Annotated in this window: 11 protein-coding genes; 3 read left to right on the top strand and 8 right to left on the bottom strand. The window is 62.4% G+C overall.

Going from position 1 to position 12,934, the window contains the following annotated elements; genetic code table 11:
• Positions 1-157: 157 nt before the first annotated feature.
• Both V1290_RS12490 and nagA read right to left on the bottom strand, forming a co-directional pair.
• The gene (locus V1290_RS12490) at positions 158-1,360 is read right to left on the bottom strand and encodes an aspartate kinase (RefSeq protein WP_334364678.1); all 1,203 of its coding nucleotides are present in this window, start codon (positions 1,358-1,360) and stop codon (positions 158-160) included.
• Positions 1,361-2,542, bottom strand: a complete 1,182-nt coding sequence (nagA, locus tag V1290_RS12495; RefSeq protein WP_334364679.1) for an N-acetylglucosamine-6-phosphate deacetylase — start codon at positions 2,540-2,542, stop codon at positions 1,361-1,363.
• A gap of 117 nt (positions 2,543-2,659) precedes the next feature.
• Between nagA and V1290_RS12500 the strand changes: the two genes are divergently transcribed.
• Genes V1290_RS12500 through V1290_RS12510 form a run of 3 tightly spaced genes read left to right on the top strand, consistent with a single transcriptional unit; the run spans position 2,660 to position 5,584 of the window.
• The gene (locus V1290_RS12500) at positions 2,660-3,598 is read left to right on the top strand and encodes a BadF/BadG/BcrA/BcrD ATPase family protein (RefSeq protein ID WP_334364680.1); all 939 of its coding nucleotides are present in this window, start codon (positions 2,660-2,662) and stop codon (positions 3,596-3,598) included.
• Positions 3,599-3,617: 19 nt separating this feature from the next.
• The gene (locus V1290_RS12505; RefSeq protein ID WP_334364681.1) at positions 3,618-4,574 is read left to right on the top strand and encodes an N-acetylmuramic acid 6-phosphate etherase; all 957 of its coding nucleotides are present in this window, start codon (positions 3,618-3,620) and stop codon (positions 4,572-4,574) included.
• An 11-nt stretch (positions 4,575-4,585) separates the two neighbouring features.
• Positions 4,586-5,584 (top strand): SIS domain-containing protein, encoded by a 999-nt coding sequence (locus V1290_RS12510; protein ID WP_334364682.1) that lies wholly within the window; start codon positions 4,586-4,588, stop codon positions 5,582-5,584.
• A gap of 119 nt (positions 5,585-5,703) precedes the next feature.
• Here V1290_RS12510 and V1290_RS12515 read toward each other — a convergent pair whose 3' ends face one another.
• From V1290_RS12515 to fba, 6 genes are all read right to left on the bottom strand, one after another.
• A complete protein-coding gene (locus tag V1290_RS12515; protein ID WP_334364683.1) occupies positions 5,704-6,858 on the bottom strand; it encodes an alpha/beta fold hydrolase in 1,155 nt (384 codons plus the stop codon).
• Positions 6,859-6,916: 58 nt separating this feature from the next.
• On the bottom strand, positions 6,917-8,305 hold the full coding sequence (locus tag V1290_RS12520) for a DUF4403 family protein (protein ID WP_334364684.1): 1,389 nt from the start codon (positions 8,303-8,305) through the stop codon (positions 6,917-6,919).
• 522 nt (positions 8,306-8,827) lie between these two features.
• Complete coding sequence (cbbX, locus tag V1290_RS12525; protein ID WP_334364685.1) at positions 8,828-9,742, bottom strand: CbbX protein; 915 nt, start codon at positions 9,740-9,742, stop codon at positions 8,828-8,830.
• Positions 9,743-9,872: 130 nt separating this feature from the next.
• A complete protein-coding gene (locus V1290_RS12530) occupies positions 9,873-10,292 on the bottom strand; it encodes a ribulose bisphosphate carboxylase small subunit (protein WP_334364686.1) in 420 nt (139 codons plus the stop codon).
• 12 nt (positions 10,293-10,304) lie between these two features.
• A complete protein-coding gene (locus V1290_RS12535; protein WP_334369011.1) occupies positions 10,305-11,765 on the bottom strand; it encodes a form I ribulose bisphosphate carboxylase large subunit in 1,461 nt (486 codons plus the stop codon).
• A 55-nt stretch (positions 11,766-11,820) separates the two neighbouring features.
• Positions 11,821-12,906 carry a class II fructose-bisphosphate aldolase gene (fba, locus tag V1290_RS12540; protein WP_334364687.1) on the bottom strand — a complete coding sequence of 362 codons (1,086 nt, stop codon included), beginning with the start codon at positions 12,904-12,906 and terminating at the stop codon, positions 11,821-11,823.
• Positions 12,907-12,934 lie beyond the last annotated feature (28 nt).

Here is a 12,934-nt window from a genome sequence, read left to right on the forward strand (position 1 = left end):
ACCAGAAACAATCTGGCCAGAACGCAATGAACAGGATCAATCTCCGACGAAAATGCAGGAAAATCAACGATCGCGTTGTTTGTCCTCCCGCTTATACCAGTCCGGTTGCAGGTCGAGTCCTGCCGGGCCCACCAGCGATCCCCGCCGCTTCTCGAAACTATGTTTGCTGGACAAGGGAATGCAACGCCTTGACCGCGGCCTCCCGGTTCTCCACAGGGACAAACAGACTGACCGAATGCGGCGACAACACGTAGTTGTCGGGGACGATCCCGTGATGTCCGAGAACCTGCAACGCCTTGAACGGCAATTCCGACGAAACGCCACCGAAGCAGGTGAGACTCACCGAGCTCGAAGCCTCGCGCAGTTTGCGCAGACCCTTGCTTGCCTCCAGCGTGCGCAGCAGGGCGTCGAGCCACTCCGAATCACAGGCCACGGTCATGCTGGTTTTTCCCGCGGTGAAGTGTGATGCCAGGAGCTGCGGCCAGGACAGGCTGTTTTGCTTGAGATGCTGCGCGAATTTCTCGAATCCGTGATTGAGATCTTTGGAATCGATTTCCACATGCTCAATGCGAGCCATCGAGTTGACGGCCAGAACCCTTCCGTTTTCCATGTCTGCAACCCCTTTCGTCACTTGCGTGCTGTGTTCAACGCCGCCCCACTGCTTGAGAACCAGAGGCACATCCTGACTTTGCGCCAGCTCTACGCTGCGAAAATGCAGGATCTTTGCACCCCAGAAGCACATCTCGGACAGGGATGCGAAGTCCACTCGCCGCAGCGGCCTTGCATCCGGCACGATGCGCGGATCGGCCGAACAAATTCCGTCGACTTCTTTGATGATTTCACAGCGTTCGGCCTTCAACGCCGCAGCCATCGCAACGGCCGTGGTGTCGCTGCCGCCCCGGCCAAGCGTGGTGATTTCCCGGGTCGCCGGGTTCACGCCCTGAAATCCTGCAAGCACTACGACGCGTCCGCGATCAAGCTCCTCACGCACTCGAATGGGCCGTACATCCAGAATGCGTGCGGAGGAATGGGAGCCGTCGGTCATCACGCCGGCCTGGCTGCCGGTGAAGCTGATCGCGGGCACGCCGAGATCGGAAAGCGCCATGCTCATCAGGGACATGCTGATGCGCTCGCCGGTCGTTAGCAGCATGTCGAGTTCACGGCGATTGGGTGTCGGGCTTACCTGATAAGCCATCTGGATCAATTGGTCGGTGGTCTTGCCCATTGCGGAGACGATCGCCACGACACGATGACCACGGCCATGCAGGTCGGCGAGACTGCGCGCAACCGCGCGAATTTTCTCCGGTGTTTCTAGGCAGACACCGCCATATTTTTGCACGATGATGGGATGGTTGCGCATCTAACCTCGGTGAGAAGCCTCGCTCGCCTCGCCCATCGAACCGACACCGCCAATCCATGTGCCGACGACTTCAAAATTCGGATTGAAGGCGACAAGGTCCGCGCGGTATCCGGGCGCGATCCGTCCAAGCTCGGACTCAAGGCCCAGAAATGCCGCTGATGTCCGCGAGGCCATGATGAGGGCATCGACAAGGGAGATTCCGAGCAGCGCAACAGCGTTGCGCACCGCCTCGATCATGGTGAGGTGAGCGCCCGCGAGCGTGCCATCGGGGCCAGTCAGGCGATTTTTGTGCAACGTGATCTGCCTTCCTTGCAGCATGAATTGCCGGTCGTTCGTGCCCGCCAGTGGCATGGCATCGGTGACCAGCATCAATCGATCGCGCCCCTTGCAGCGGAAAGCAATACGCAAACCGGTGCGGTCAACGTGGATGCCGTCGCAGATGATCCCTGCAAACAGCCGGTCATCCCCAAGCGCCGCGCCCACCAAACCCGGCTCCCGGGCGTTCAACTGCGACATGGCATTGAACAGATGGGTGACCCCCGAGATACCGCGATCGACCACCTGCCCGATTTCGGCTGCGGTGGCGTCGCTGTGGCCGGCCGCGATACGCAATCCGGCGCCGATCAATTCATCGATCATGGACGCGGGCACGCATTCCGGGGCCAAGGTCACAATGGAGCGGCCGCGGCCCCCAAAACTTTTGATCGCGGCGAGATCGCGCCGATCGGGCACGCGTATCTCGGCTTCCGGATGAATGCCCTTGCGAGACCTGTTGAGGGCCGGTCCTTCCAGATGAAAGCCGAGAACGCCGGGAATCTTCAGACAAGCCTGGGCGACTGCAGCCAATCGCTCGATGACCTCGCTGCGATCGGTGATGAGGGTCGGCAAGCAGCCCGTGGTCCCCGCCTTGCGGTGCGCCTCGACGATGCGTCGAACGCCAGCCTCCGTCGGCTGGTCGTTGAGAAGAACGCCCCCGCCTCCGTTCACCTGGATGTCGATGAATCCGGGTGCAAGGATCGCGTCTGCGGGAAGACGGATTGAGGCGCGCGCCTCCGCCTCGCCGAAGGTGACGCTTTCAATCCGCCCCTGCGAGATCCTGACCGACCCCGGCCCGCGCATCTCGGCACCATCAAAGATGTGCTGCGCGGCAATGGTGAGAGAGGAAGAACCTGCGTGGCCCATCAGCATTGATCCGACAATGGTAGTCACGGACTCGTGAGACGAGTCCCGTACAAGACTTCATATGTACACCAAGGCGCTTTGGGAGGACCCGGAGCGAAACCTTCGCGTTAACTTTCCATGGGAACAAAGGATACCACGTATCTCGGCATTGATGGCGGCGGAACCCGCTGCCGCGCCCGGATCGAGGACGAAAACGGCAGGGTACTCGGTGCAGCAAGCTCGGGACCTGCCACGACGCGGATTGGCTTCGAGAAGGCCTGGCGGTCCATCATGGAGGCCACTGAAGCGGCAGCCGCACAGGCCGGACTGACGCACGAGGATTTCGCGCGGATGCACGCCGGAATTGGCCTTGCCGGTCTTGGTCGCCGGGGTGCGGAAGCGGCACTCAACAAGATCGCGCATCCCTTTGCCTCCGTCATCTTCATCAGCGACGGCCTGGCGGCCTGTCTCGGCGCCCATAGCGGCGCGGACGGGGCCATCGTGGTAGCCGGCACAGGCTCGGTGGGTGTCGGCCTCATCGATGGCCGCGAAATCCGTATCGCCGGTTACGGCTTTCCCGTGTCGGATGAAGGCAGCGGTGCCGATATCGGCCTGCAGGTTGTTCGACTGGCGTTGCGGGCCGCGGATCGACGCGGCGAGCTGACCCCATTGCTTTCAGAGGTGCTGGGCGCATTCGATCATGATCCTTATCAGGCGGTGGCCTGGTCTGAAGAAGCCAGGGCCACGGACTACGCTGCGTTCGCGCCGATCGTGATGCGGCACGCCAATCAGGGCGATCCGGTCGGCCGACGCATTGTGGAACGCGCGGCCGATGCCATTGGCGATCTGCTCGATCTGTTTCTGGCGAGAGGAATTGACCGGCTCTCGCTGGTGGGCGGGCTCGCGGATGCCATTACGCCGTGGCTGACGCCCGACCTGCGTGCCCGCCTGAGGTGTCCCGACGCCGACGCGGCGGCCGGCGCGTTACTGGTTGCGCGAGGGCGGCTTGACCTGCCCAAGAGAGAACTGCCCGAGAGAGAAGCTGACCAGGAACAGGCTTCAAAGTTCCGCGTTTGATGGCGCATGGATCAACGATATGGCCACCGAAGAAGTCGATCCCCGCTTTGCCGATCTTGATGCATGGCCGCTGACGTCAGCGATGGAAGCGATGTGGGAGGGCCAGCTTGCGGCAGTCGCGGCGATCGGCCATGCCCTTCCCGCGATCACCGCGGCGACCGAAGCGGCCAAGGCGGCGCTGGGCGATCGCGGACGCATTGTGTATGTCGGCGCCGGCACCTCGGGCCGCGTGGCGGTCCAGGACGGTGCCGAGCTGATGCCGACCTTCGCCTGGCCCAACGAGCGCGTCCGCTTCATCGTCGCCGGCGGAGACAGCGCGTTCGTCAGCAGCATCGAGGGCGCGGAGGATGATGTCGATGATGCGGTCACGCAGATCAATGCCGCGCGGCTCACAGCGCACGACGTGGTGATCGCCGTTGCCGCCAGCGGAACGACGCCATTCACGGTCGCGGCGCTGCAGCAGGCAGGCTCTTTCGGTGTAGTGACGATCGGTGTCGCCAACAATCCCGGCACCGTATTGCTGGCATCGGCAAAGTTTCCGATCTTGATCGAGACCGGCCGCGAGCTGATCGCCGGCTCCACGCGGATGAAGGCGGGCACCGCACAGAAGATTGTGCTCAACCTGATCTCCTCAGGGATCATGCTGCGCCTTGGCCGGGTGTATCGTGGCATGATGGTGAACATGCAGCCGACCAATGCCAAACTGAAGCGGCGCGCCGAGGCCATGGTGGCGCAAATCGCGCACTGTGATCCGTCGCACGCGGCACGCTCGCTTGAGCAGGCCGAGGGAGACATCAAGACGGCAGGCCTTCTGGCGTTGGGTCTCGACAGGGTTGATGCCGAGACCATTCTGAAAAGCTGTGACGGCAACCTTCGGCGCGTGTTTGCCGAGCTCGCCAAGGATCACAACAAGGATCGCAACCGGCATCCCAAGGAAGCGGCGCCACGCAAGCAAGGCGGAGCGGTTGAGCCGTGACGACATCCGCGATGGCGAGCGAAATCGGCGAAAGCGCGGACGTTGTCGCCAAAATCGTTCGTAACCGCCCCGCCACCCGCGACATCGCGCAGCGGATCGGGATTAGCTCTGCCCCCCTGTGCGTCGTGTGCGGCCGGGGAAGCTCTGGGCATGCCGGGGTTTTCTTGAGGTACCTTGTCGAGACGCGGCTTCGCCTTGCCGTTTCAGCCAGCGCTCCTTCGGTGATCACGGCATTTCGCACGCCCTTGATGCTGCGCCATGCGCTGTTCATCGTGATCTCCCAATCCGGGCGCAGCCCGGATCTTGTCGCGGCGACGAGGTCGGCGCGCGCCGCGGGCGCCCGCACCATCGCCATCGTCAATGCGACGCCCTCGCCGGTGGCCGACGAAGCGGAGTTCGTCGTTCCGATCGGAGCCGGCCAAGAGCACTCCGTAGCGGCGACCAAGACCGTGATTGGCTCGATGGCTGCTAGCGCCGAACTTGTTGCCGAACTGGCGGAAGATCGTGCGCTGCGGTCGGCCCTCGACAGGCTGCCCGAGCGCCTGCACCGCGCGCTGGCGCTGGACTGGTCCGAGATTGCCGATGATCTAGCCAAGGCATCAGCCGTGTTTGTGGCGGCGCGGGGCTTGGGCCTGGGCTCGGCGCGGGAGATCGCGCTCAAACTTTCGGAAATCCTGCGCCTGCCTTCCATTGGTCTCAGTGCCGCCGAGCTGCAGCATGGGCCGCGCGCCGCGTTATCATCGCGCACGCCGGTCGTCATGATGCGCCTCATGGATGAAACGGCGGCCACGGTGGACGCGCTGGCAGAAGAGTTGCGCGAGCAAAAGATCGCGCTGCATCTATGCGGCGGACCGCATGGCTCGCTGCCCTGGTTGGCCGAGGATGACCCCGCCACCGACCCGATCACTATGCTCGTTCCGGCCTATCGGATGATCGAGCAGGCGGCGCGCGCCTGCGGATTTGATCCCGATCGTCCCCCTCGCCTGAGCAAGATTACCGAGACGTTTTGACCTAACTGGATCGCTGGCTGGCGACCGAAGCCGGGCACCGCCGCACGCTACAGGTGAAGTCGAAGCTGTTACGCCCATCGAGCAGATAGACGATTCGTTCGTAGCTCTATGGACAAGCTCTATCTGACGCAATCGTCCGGAGGTATTTTCCCGGCAAAGCGGTCAGTCATCCAGTTCACCGCCGCCATCGTGCTCGCTTGCGCGGCGCGTCCGTGCCCGATACCGGGCAGGATGACCATCCTGACCTTGCTGCCGGCCTTGCACAGCTTGTCCATGTAGGCCTGGGTAATGGCGGGCCGGATGATCTGGTCATTGGTCCCCTGCGCTAGAAAGATGGGGATCTCAGGAGAGAGCACGCCGGTGCTGTTCTGTTCGAGAAGTGAGCGCCACGGCTCGACCTTGGTCGGATCTTGCACCGTCAAAAAATATTGCTCGAGCGGCCTCCCTGTTCTCTGCCTGACGATCAGGTCGAAAGGCCCTTCGATGCATTCTTGCGCCAGCCTGTCGATCGCGGGCATGGCGCGCGGATCGATGACGTTGTCGATGACCACTCCGTAGACGCGGTGCCACGACCATAGCGTCATCGCCGTGATGTTCTTGCCGCCGATCGAGTTGATATCGTCGCTCATCAGCTTTGCGAGGTCGGTTGCCGGCGCCGCAGCAGCGACGCCGAGAAGCCTCAGCTCAGGGGCGTAAGCCTTTGCCATCATCCCGGCAAAGAGCGCGGCTTGCCCGCCTTGCGAATGTCCCCACACTGTGAAGTCCTTGCCCTCGCCTGCGCGGGGAAGGGAGCGTGCCGCGCGCACGATATCGATCACGGCGCGACCTTCGCTCTCACCTACGAGATAAGGATGCGGGCCCGGCGTGCCGAGCCCCGGGTAATCGGTCGCCGCCACGACGAAGCCACGAGAGATCATCGAGCGAAGGCCCTGGATCTGCTGAAACAGAAAAATGGCAAGCGACGGCGCGCAGCGCGGGACGATACCCGATGTAGGATGTGCCCAAGCAACGATCGGACGACCGCCTGGCGGGGGCGCGCCTTGCGGAACAACGACGACGCCGGACACAAAGAGCGGCCGACCATTCAGCCCCGTCGACCGATAGAGCACGCGATAGGTGGAGGCGCCGAGCGGAGCGCCATCCATCGGATCCTGCCGCACCAAGGTCCCCGGGGCACCGGCGAGCAACGATTCCGGCGCATCATAGAATGCCGTCTGGGCCGACGCTATTCGCGCCAGGCCAAAGATAGCCGCGGCGACGAGCGCCTTCGGCATCCATTTGCCCCGCCAGCGGCCAACGGAATTGAAGCATCGCATGGTCCAACCCACGTGCTCACAGTCCGTAAAGTATCTTCAGACCGCCGCTGGCATGAAGGGCAATCAGGATGCCTTCGCGCAGCAACTGCACCTTTTCGAGCCTTGCCGAGTCGAGGTGGCCCTCCATGCGAAAGCCCTCCTTCAGCGGGCGCGTCAGGCGTTCGTTCGCCGCCATGAGCAGGTTCTGGTAGGAGATGCCGTAGTCGAGATTAGCGACATTCCTCAATTGCGCCGCTAGCCGTTGCACGGCAGATCCAATCTGGCTGTCGTCTGATGAAGTTGTCAGGTCGATTTCGGAGAGGCCGACGGTCTTATTGTTCGTATCGACTTTTGGCGTGGTGGAGAGATAGGTCCATTGGCCCGCGCTAGAATCGGTATCCGAGCTCTTTGCAATACGCAGGCCGATCACAAGTTTACCCGACGACGGATAAACCTGAACCTCGCGCACGGACGTGTCCTGCGCCGGCAAGGCTGTGATCGCCTGGCTTATCTTGTCCTTGAGCGTGTCGTAGTTGATGCGGACGGGAACAATGACATCGAAGGTGCCCGGCTCGGCCACCGCGGTGCCGAGCGGCGGCAGCGCTGTCGCCGCGACAGCCGACGGCTGCTGCCCGATTACGGTTTCGGCGGAACCGGCAAGCTCAAGCGATCCCCATAATAGCTTGGCATTGGCGCGGACACCCGCGAAAGCAGCGCTCTGCGGGGTCACTTGCAGCCAGGCCGGCGGATCGTCCGCGAGCTTGATGGGTTCAAACGCGTGACGCCACGCCGTCTCCGCCTTGCCGTGCAGGTCGAGTGCGCGCGCCGCCGCCAGCGCCCGCGACCGGATGCGGCCCAACTGCGTCCGGATGTTGGGCTCGACGTAGGGTGCAAGGTCAAACTCGCGGCCGAGCACGTGAAGGTAGGGATGTTCGCTCCAGTGGAAGGAGTCACTGATGTTTAGCTGGAGCGACCCGTCCCGCCGCAGCTCGGGGCGCGCTTCAACCTCGATCGTCGCGCGCGCCTCGGTGTCACCGCGAATACGCGCCGTGAAGCGATTGGCTCCCTGGCCCTCGGCGGCGCCATATATAGAGACCGCTCCGAAGACGCGGTCGCCCCGACCATACAGCGAGACCGGGCTAGTCCGGTCGACAAAACCCCAGACGTCGCAATTGGCGTTGATGCGGAAGATGAAAACACGACGATGAACGCAATTGACGCGCTCGTCGATGGTGGCAAGCCGCTTTGGAATATCCCGCTCGATCGCCGCAGCGAGAGCCGGCAGCCCGAACTCGACCGTCGCAGAGATGCGCGAAGTCGTTACGAGTGGCGTTGCTGCGTCCGGGCCCAGCGCCGGCTTTTCGGCTCCGAACGCGATCGACGGGAGCGCCCCAAGAGCGAGCGCGGCCAGGCGGGCTATGCCCATGCGTGATCTATTCGCGATCGAATCGCATTGCGACTGATATGTGCGTGACGGATGAGTCATTTTAGTGCTCCAGTTTCAGGAAAAACCAGAACCACAGTCGAAACTCAGTGCGCTCGCGAGCAACAAGGCCCTATGCGTTAGGGCTTCACGAATGGCGGAAGCTGTTTCGCGATCCGGCTCGGCAAGCTGGCAGCTCCCGCGATCTCCAAGATCGAGCTACCTCCATCCTGTCCGTTTTCGACAAGTGTTGGGCGGATCCGACCCCACCAGCTCGAGAACCTCAAAGCCAACTTCGCATTGAACGCCCGACGTCTCGCAAGAGAAGCAACAAATCATGCAAAACGATGGCCTTGCAACCCCTCCGTGTTACCGCACCAGTTTCGCACCAGAAACGGCCTCGACAAAGCGCAACGAACCCGGCTGAAATCGACCGAAACCACAGGACGGTCAATGAAACTGACCTATATCTTCCCGCTCATGACGGTCTGGCTGCTGGTTCGATCCTGAACGCGCGATCGCGCTTCACGCCGAGCCAGCCACCGGCTTGTCCTTCAGAAAGACCCGGCTGGCGAGCACGTCTGACGCCTCCAGCGACATGATGTCGTCAGCCGTCAGCACGCGATCGAGATCGGCGACGAGACGATTGGCCTGGCGCAGGCGCATGCGGTCGAGCGCGTTTCGGATCGAGCGCGCGTTGGAGAACAGCGGCTGGGTCTTGCGCAGCGCGATGTAGCGGATGAACGCTTCGCGCGCGTCGGCGCTGAATTTGTAGTTCATGTCGCGCAGTATCAGCTCGGCGATGGCAAGCAATTCAGGCTCGGAATAGTCCGGAAAATCGATGTGATGGGCAATGCGGGAGCGGAAGCCGGGATTGCTGGCGAAGAATTTATCCATTCGATCGCCGTAACCGGCGAGAATCACCACGAGATCCTCGCGCTGGGATTCCATCACCTGCAGCAGGATCTCGATCGCCTCCTGACCGTAATCGCGTTCGTTGTCGGGCCGGTGGAGATAATAGGCTTCGTCGATGAAAAGCACGCCGCCCATCGCCTTCTTCAGCACCTCCTTGGTCTTGGGCGCGGTGTGGCCGATATATTGTCCAACCAGCTCATCGCGGGTAACCGACACCACCTGGCCGCGCCGCACGAAACCGAGCCTGTGGAGAATGCTCGCGATCCGCAGCGCCACCGTGGTCTTGCCGGTGCCGGGATTGCCGGTGAACGACATGTGCAATGTCGGCACCTCCGACGTCAGATCAAGCCGCTTGCGGATACGTTCGATCAGCAAGAGCGATGCGATTTCGCGGATACGGGTTTTGACGGGCACTAGCCCGATCAACTCGCGGTCGAGCTGCGTGAGGATTTCCTCAATGCCGACGGCTTCGAGCTCCTCGCGGAGGTTGACCGTGTCTGTCATGTCGGCGGTACCCATGTCCATCTGGCAAACCTCGACGCAATGCATGCGCGGTCGGAAAAAACTCCGTCGCCGCTTCAGAGCGACGGAGCAGTGTATCCGGCAGACGCGGCACGATGAGGGAGAACACTCGTCTGTCGGACCGAACCAGTGACTAACCGTAGCGCCGGCCCTCCGGACGGTCGGCGGCGTATGATTTGGTCGTATAGCGGATGTTGCGGCCGGCAACTTCGTGCCGCTCGAGGCGGAAGCCGGGTTCCTCCTTCGGTCGGTTGACGATGAAGGACAGCCGTACCGATTCCCAGCCGTGACTGGAATCGAATGCCGACAGGCGGATGTAGCTGTTACCATACACCTTGCGACATTGGTTCAGCTCCATCATCACGCCGGCGGCGTCGCGGAGGTCGAACATCGGCAATCCCCACATTTCCCAGAAATTGTTGCGGGGATGCGGATCGTCGGTGAATTCGATGTTCACCGCCCATCCGTTCTCCAGGCAGTATTGCACCTGGCGCGAGATCTGCTCGTCGGTGAGATCGGGCAGAAACGAGAAGCAGCCTTGGGTAATGCGCATGATTTCCGCTCCTTACATCGCAACGCTGGGCGTGGGCACGTAGTCTGGTGTGTCGGTCGATTCGTAGTTGAAGGTGACGTCCTTCCACACCTCCAGCGCCGATTTCAACGGCGTACAGGTCTCTGCTGCCTTGGCGAGAATCTCAGGACCCTCGTGCAGATAGTCGCGGCCTTCATTGCGCGCGAGGATCATGGCTTCCAACGCCACGCGGTTGGCGGTCGCGCCGGCCTGAATGCCCATCGGATGGCCGATCGTGCCGCCACCAAACTGCAGGATCACGTCTTCGCCGAGATGATCGAGCAGTTGATGCATCTGGCCTGCGTGAATGCCGCCGGACGCGACCGGCATCAGCTTGTTGAGGCTGGCCCAATGCTGGTCGAAGAACACGCCGTGCTCCAACCGCATCGGATTGTAGTCCTCGCGGCAGATGTCGTAATAGCCGCGCGTGGTCGCCGGATCGCCCTCGAGCTTGCCGACCACGGTGCCGGCATGGATGTGATCGACGCCCGCAAGCCGCATCCATTTCGCGATCACCCGGAACGAGACCCCGTGATTGCGCTGCCGCGTATAGGTCGAGTGCCCGGCACGATGCAGATGCAGGATCATGTCATTGCGACGCGCCCACTTGGCCATCGACTGGATCGCGGTGTAGCCGATCACGAGATCGATCATGATGATGACCGAGCCGAGTTCCTTGGCAAACTCGGCGCGCTCGTACATGTCTTCCATGGTGCCGGCGGTGACGTTGAGATAGGTGCCCTTGATCTCGCCGGTCGCCGCCTGCGCCTTGTTGACCGCCTCCATGCAATACAGAAACCGCTCGCGCCAATGCATGAACGGCTGCGAGTTGATGTTCTCGTCGTCCTTGGTGAAATCGAGCCCGCCTTTCAGGGCCTCGTACACCACGCGCCCGTAGTTGCGCCCGGATAGGCCGAGCTTCGGCTTCACCGTGGCGCCGAGCAGCGGCCGGCCAAACTTATCCATACGCTCGCGCTCGACCACGATGCCTGTCGCAGGCCCCTGGAACGTCTTCACGTAGGCCACCGGCAGCCGCATGTCCTCGAGCCGCAATGCCTTCAGCGGCTTGAAGCCGAACACGTTGCCGATGATCGAGGCCGAGAGGTTGGCAATCGACCCGGGCTCGAACAGGTCGAGGTCGTAGGCGATATAGGCAAAATACTGTCCCTGCGAATTCGGGACGGGATCGACGCGAAAGCATTTGGCGCGGTATTTCTCCGCCGCCGTCAGCCGGTCGGTCCACACCACGGTCCAGGTCGCGGTCGAGGATTCACCGGCGACTGCCGCCGACGCCTCGATCGGATCGACCCCGTCCTGCGGCGTGACGCGGAACAGCGCGATGATGTCGGTGTCCTTGGGCTCGTAGTCGGGCTCCCAATAGCCCATCTTCTTGTATTCGAGGACGCCGGATTTATAGCGATCCTTGCCGCGGACAGTCATCGAGTGCATGTTCATGTCGCTCTCCTTCGGTGGTGTGCGGCGGTTGGCCGGGATCGAACGCGTCGTCAGCTCATTCGGCGGCATCGGCTATTTCTCCGATTTGTGGATCGAGTGCACCCGAACGGTAGCGTCGCGCCATCTCGGCCAATGGGATGACCTTGATGTGGGACGCATGCCCCGCCGTGCCGAATTGCTCGAAGCGTTCGCGGCAAAGATCGCGCAGGCCATCCATCGCCGGTTTCAGAAATTTGCGCGGGTCGAACTCGTTCCTGCTCTGCGTTGCGACCTTGCGGAACGCCGCGGTCATCGCCAACCGGCAGTCGGTATCGATGTTGACCTTTCGGACACCGTGCTTGATGCCGCGGACGATTTCCTCGACCGGCACGCCCCAGGTCTGCGGCATCTCGCCGCCGAACTGGTTGAATGCGTCCTGCAGCGGCTGCGGCACCGAGGACGAGCCGTGCATCACCAGATGCGTATTGGGCAGCCGGTGATGGATTTCCTCGACCACCCTCATGGCAAGAATGTCACCGTCCGGCTTGCGCGAAAATTTGTAGGCGCCGTGCGAAGTCCCCATCGCAATCGCCAGCGCATCGACCTTGGTAGCGCGAACGAAGTCGACCGCCTGATCCGGATCGGTCAGCAACTGGTCGTGGCTGACCTCGCCTTCGACGCCGTGACCGTCCTCCTGCTCGCCGCCGCCATGCTCCAGTGAGCCGAGCACGCCCAGTTCGCCTTCGACCGAAGCGCCGATCCAGTGCGCCATGTCAACCACGCGGCGGGTGATGTCGACGTTGTACTGATAGCTCGCCGGGGTCTTGGCATCGGCCATCAGCGAGCCGTCCATCATCACCGAAGTGAAGCCGTGCTGCAGCGCGGTGGCGCAGGTCGACTCCTCGTTGCCGTGGTCCTGGTGCAGACAGAGCGGGATCTGCGGATACATCTCTTCCAGCGCCTCGATCATCTTTGCCAGCATGATATCGTTGGCGTAAGAGCGCGCGCCCCGCGAGGCCTGGATGATGACGGGCGCATCGACAGCAGCCGCCGCCTCCATGATGGCAAGGCCCTGCTCCATGTTGTTGATGTTGAATGCCGGCACGCCATAGCCACGCTCGGCGGCATGATCCAGTAATTGCCTCAGCGTTATCAGCGCCATCGCAGCCTCCGTCCCATTGCTCTCGTGT

It is taken from the genome of Bradyrhizobium sp. AZCC 1578, assembly GCF_036924675.1.
Taxonomy (GTDB): Bacteria; Pseudomonadota; Alphaproteobacteria; order Rhizobiales; family Xanthobacteraceae; genus Bradyrhizobium.

Coding starts and splice junctions, on each gene's coding strand:
- nagA (WP_334364679.1), bottom strand. CDS start 2,542: ATGGGCCACGCAGGTTCTTCCTCTCTCACCATTGCCGCGCAGCACATC.
- V1290_RS12520 (WP_334364684.1), bottom strand. CDS start 8,305: ATGGGCATAGCCCGCCTGGCCGCGCTCGCTCTTGGGGCGCTCCCGTCG.
- cbbX (WP_334364685.1), bottom strand. CDS start 9,742: ATGGACATGGGTACCGCCGACATGACAGACACGGTCAACCTCCGCGAG.
- fba (WP_334364687.1), bottom strand. CDS start 12,906: ATGGCGCTGATAACGCTGAGGCAATTACTGGATCATGCCGCCGAGCGT.
- V1290_RS12530 (WP_334364686.1), bottom strand. CDS start 10,292: ATGCGCATTACCCAAGGCTGCTTCTCGTTTCTGCCCGATCTCACCGAC.
- V1290_RS12505 (WP_334364681.1), top strand. CDS start 3,618: ATGGCCACCGAAGAAGTCGATCCCCGCTTTGCCGATCTTGATGCATGG.
- V1290_RS12510 (WP_334364682.1), top strand. CDS start 4,586: ATGGCGAGCGAAATCGGCGAAAGCGCGGACGTTGTCGCCAAAATCGTT.
- V1290_RS12515 (WP_334364683.1), bottom strand. CDS start 6,858: ATGCCGAAGGCGCTCGTCGCCGCGGCTATCTTTGGCCTGGCGCGAATA.
- V1290_RS12535 (WP_334369011.1), bottom strand. CDS start 11,765: ATGAACATGCACTCGATGACTGTCCGCGGCAAGGATCGCTATAAATCC.
- V1290_RS12490 (WP_334364678.1), bottom strand. CDS start 1,360: ATGCGCAACCATCCCATCATCGTGCAAAAATATGGCGGTGTCTGCCTA.
- V1290_RS12500 (WP_334364680.1), top strand. CDS start 2,660: ATGGGAACAAAGGATACCACGTATCTCGGCATTGATGGCGGCGGAACC.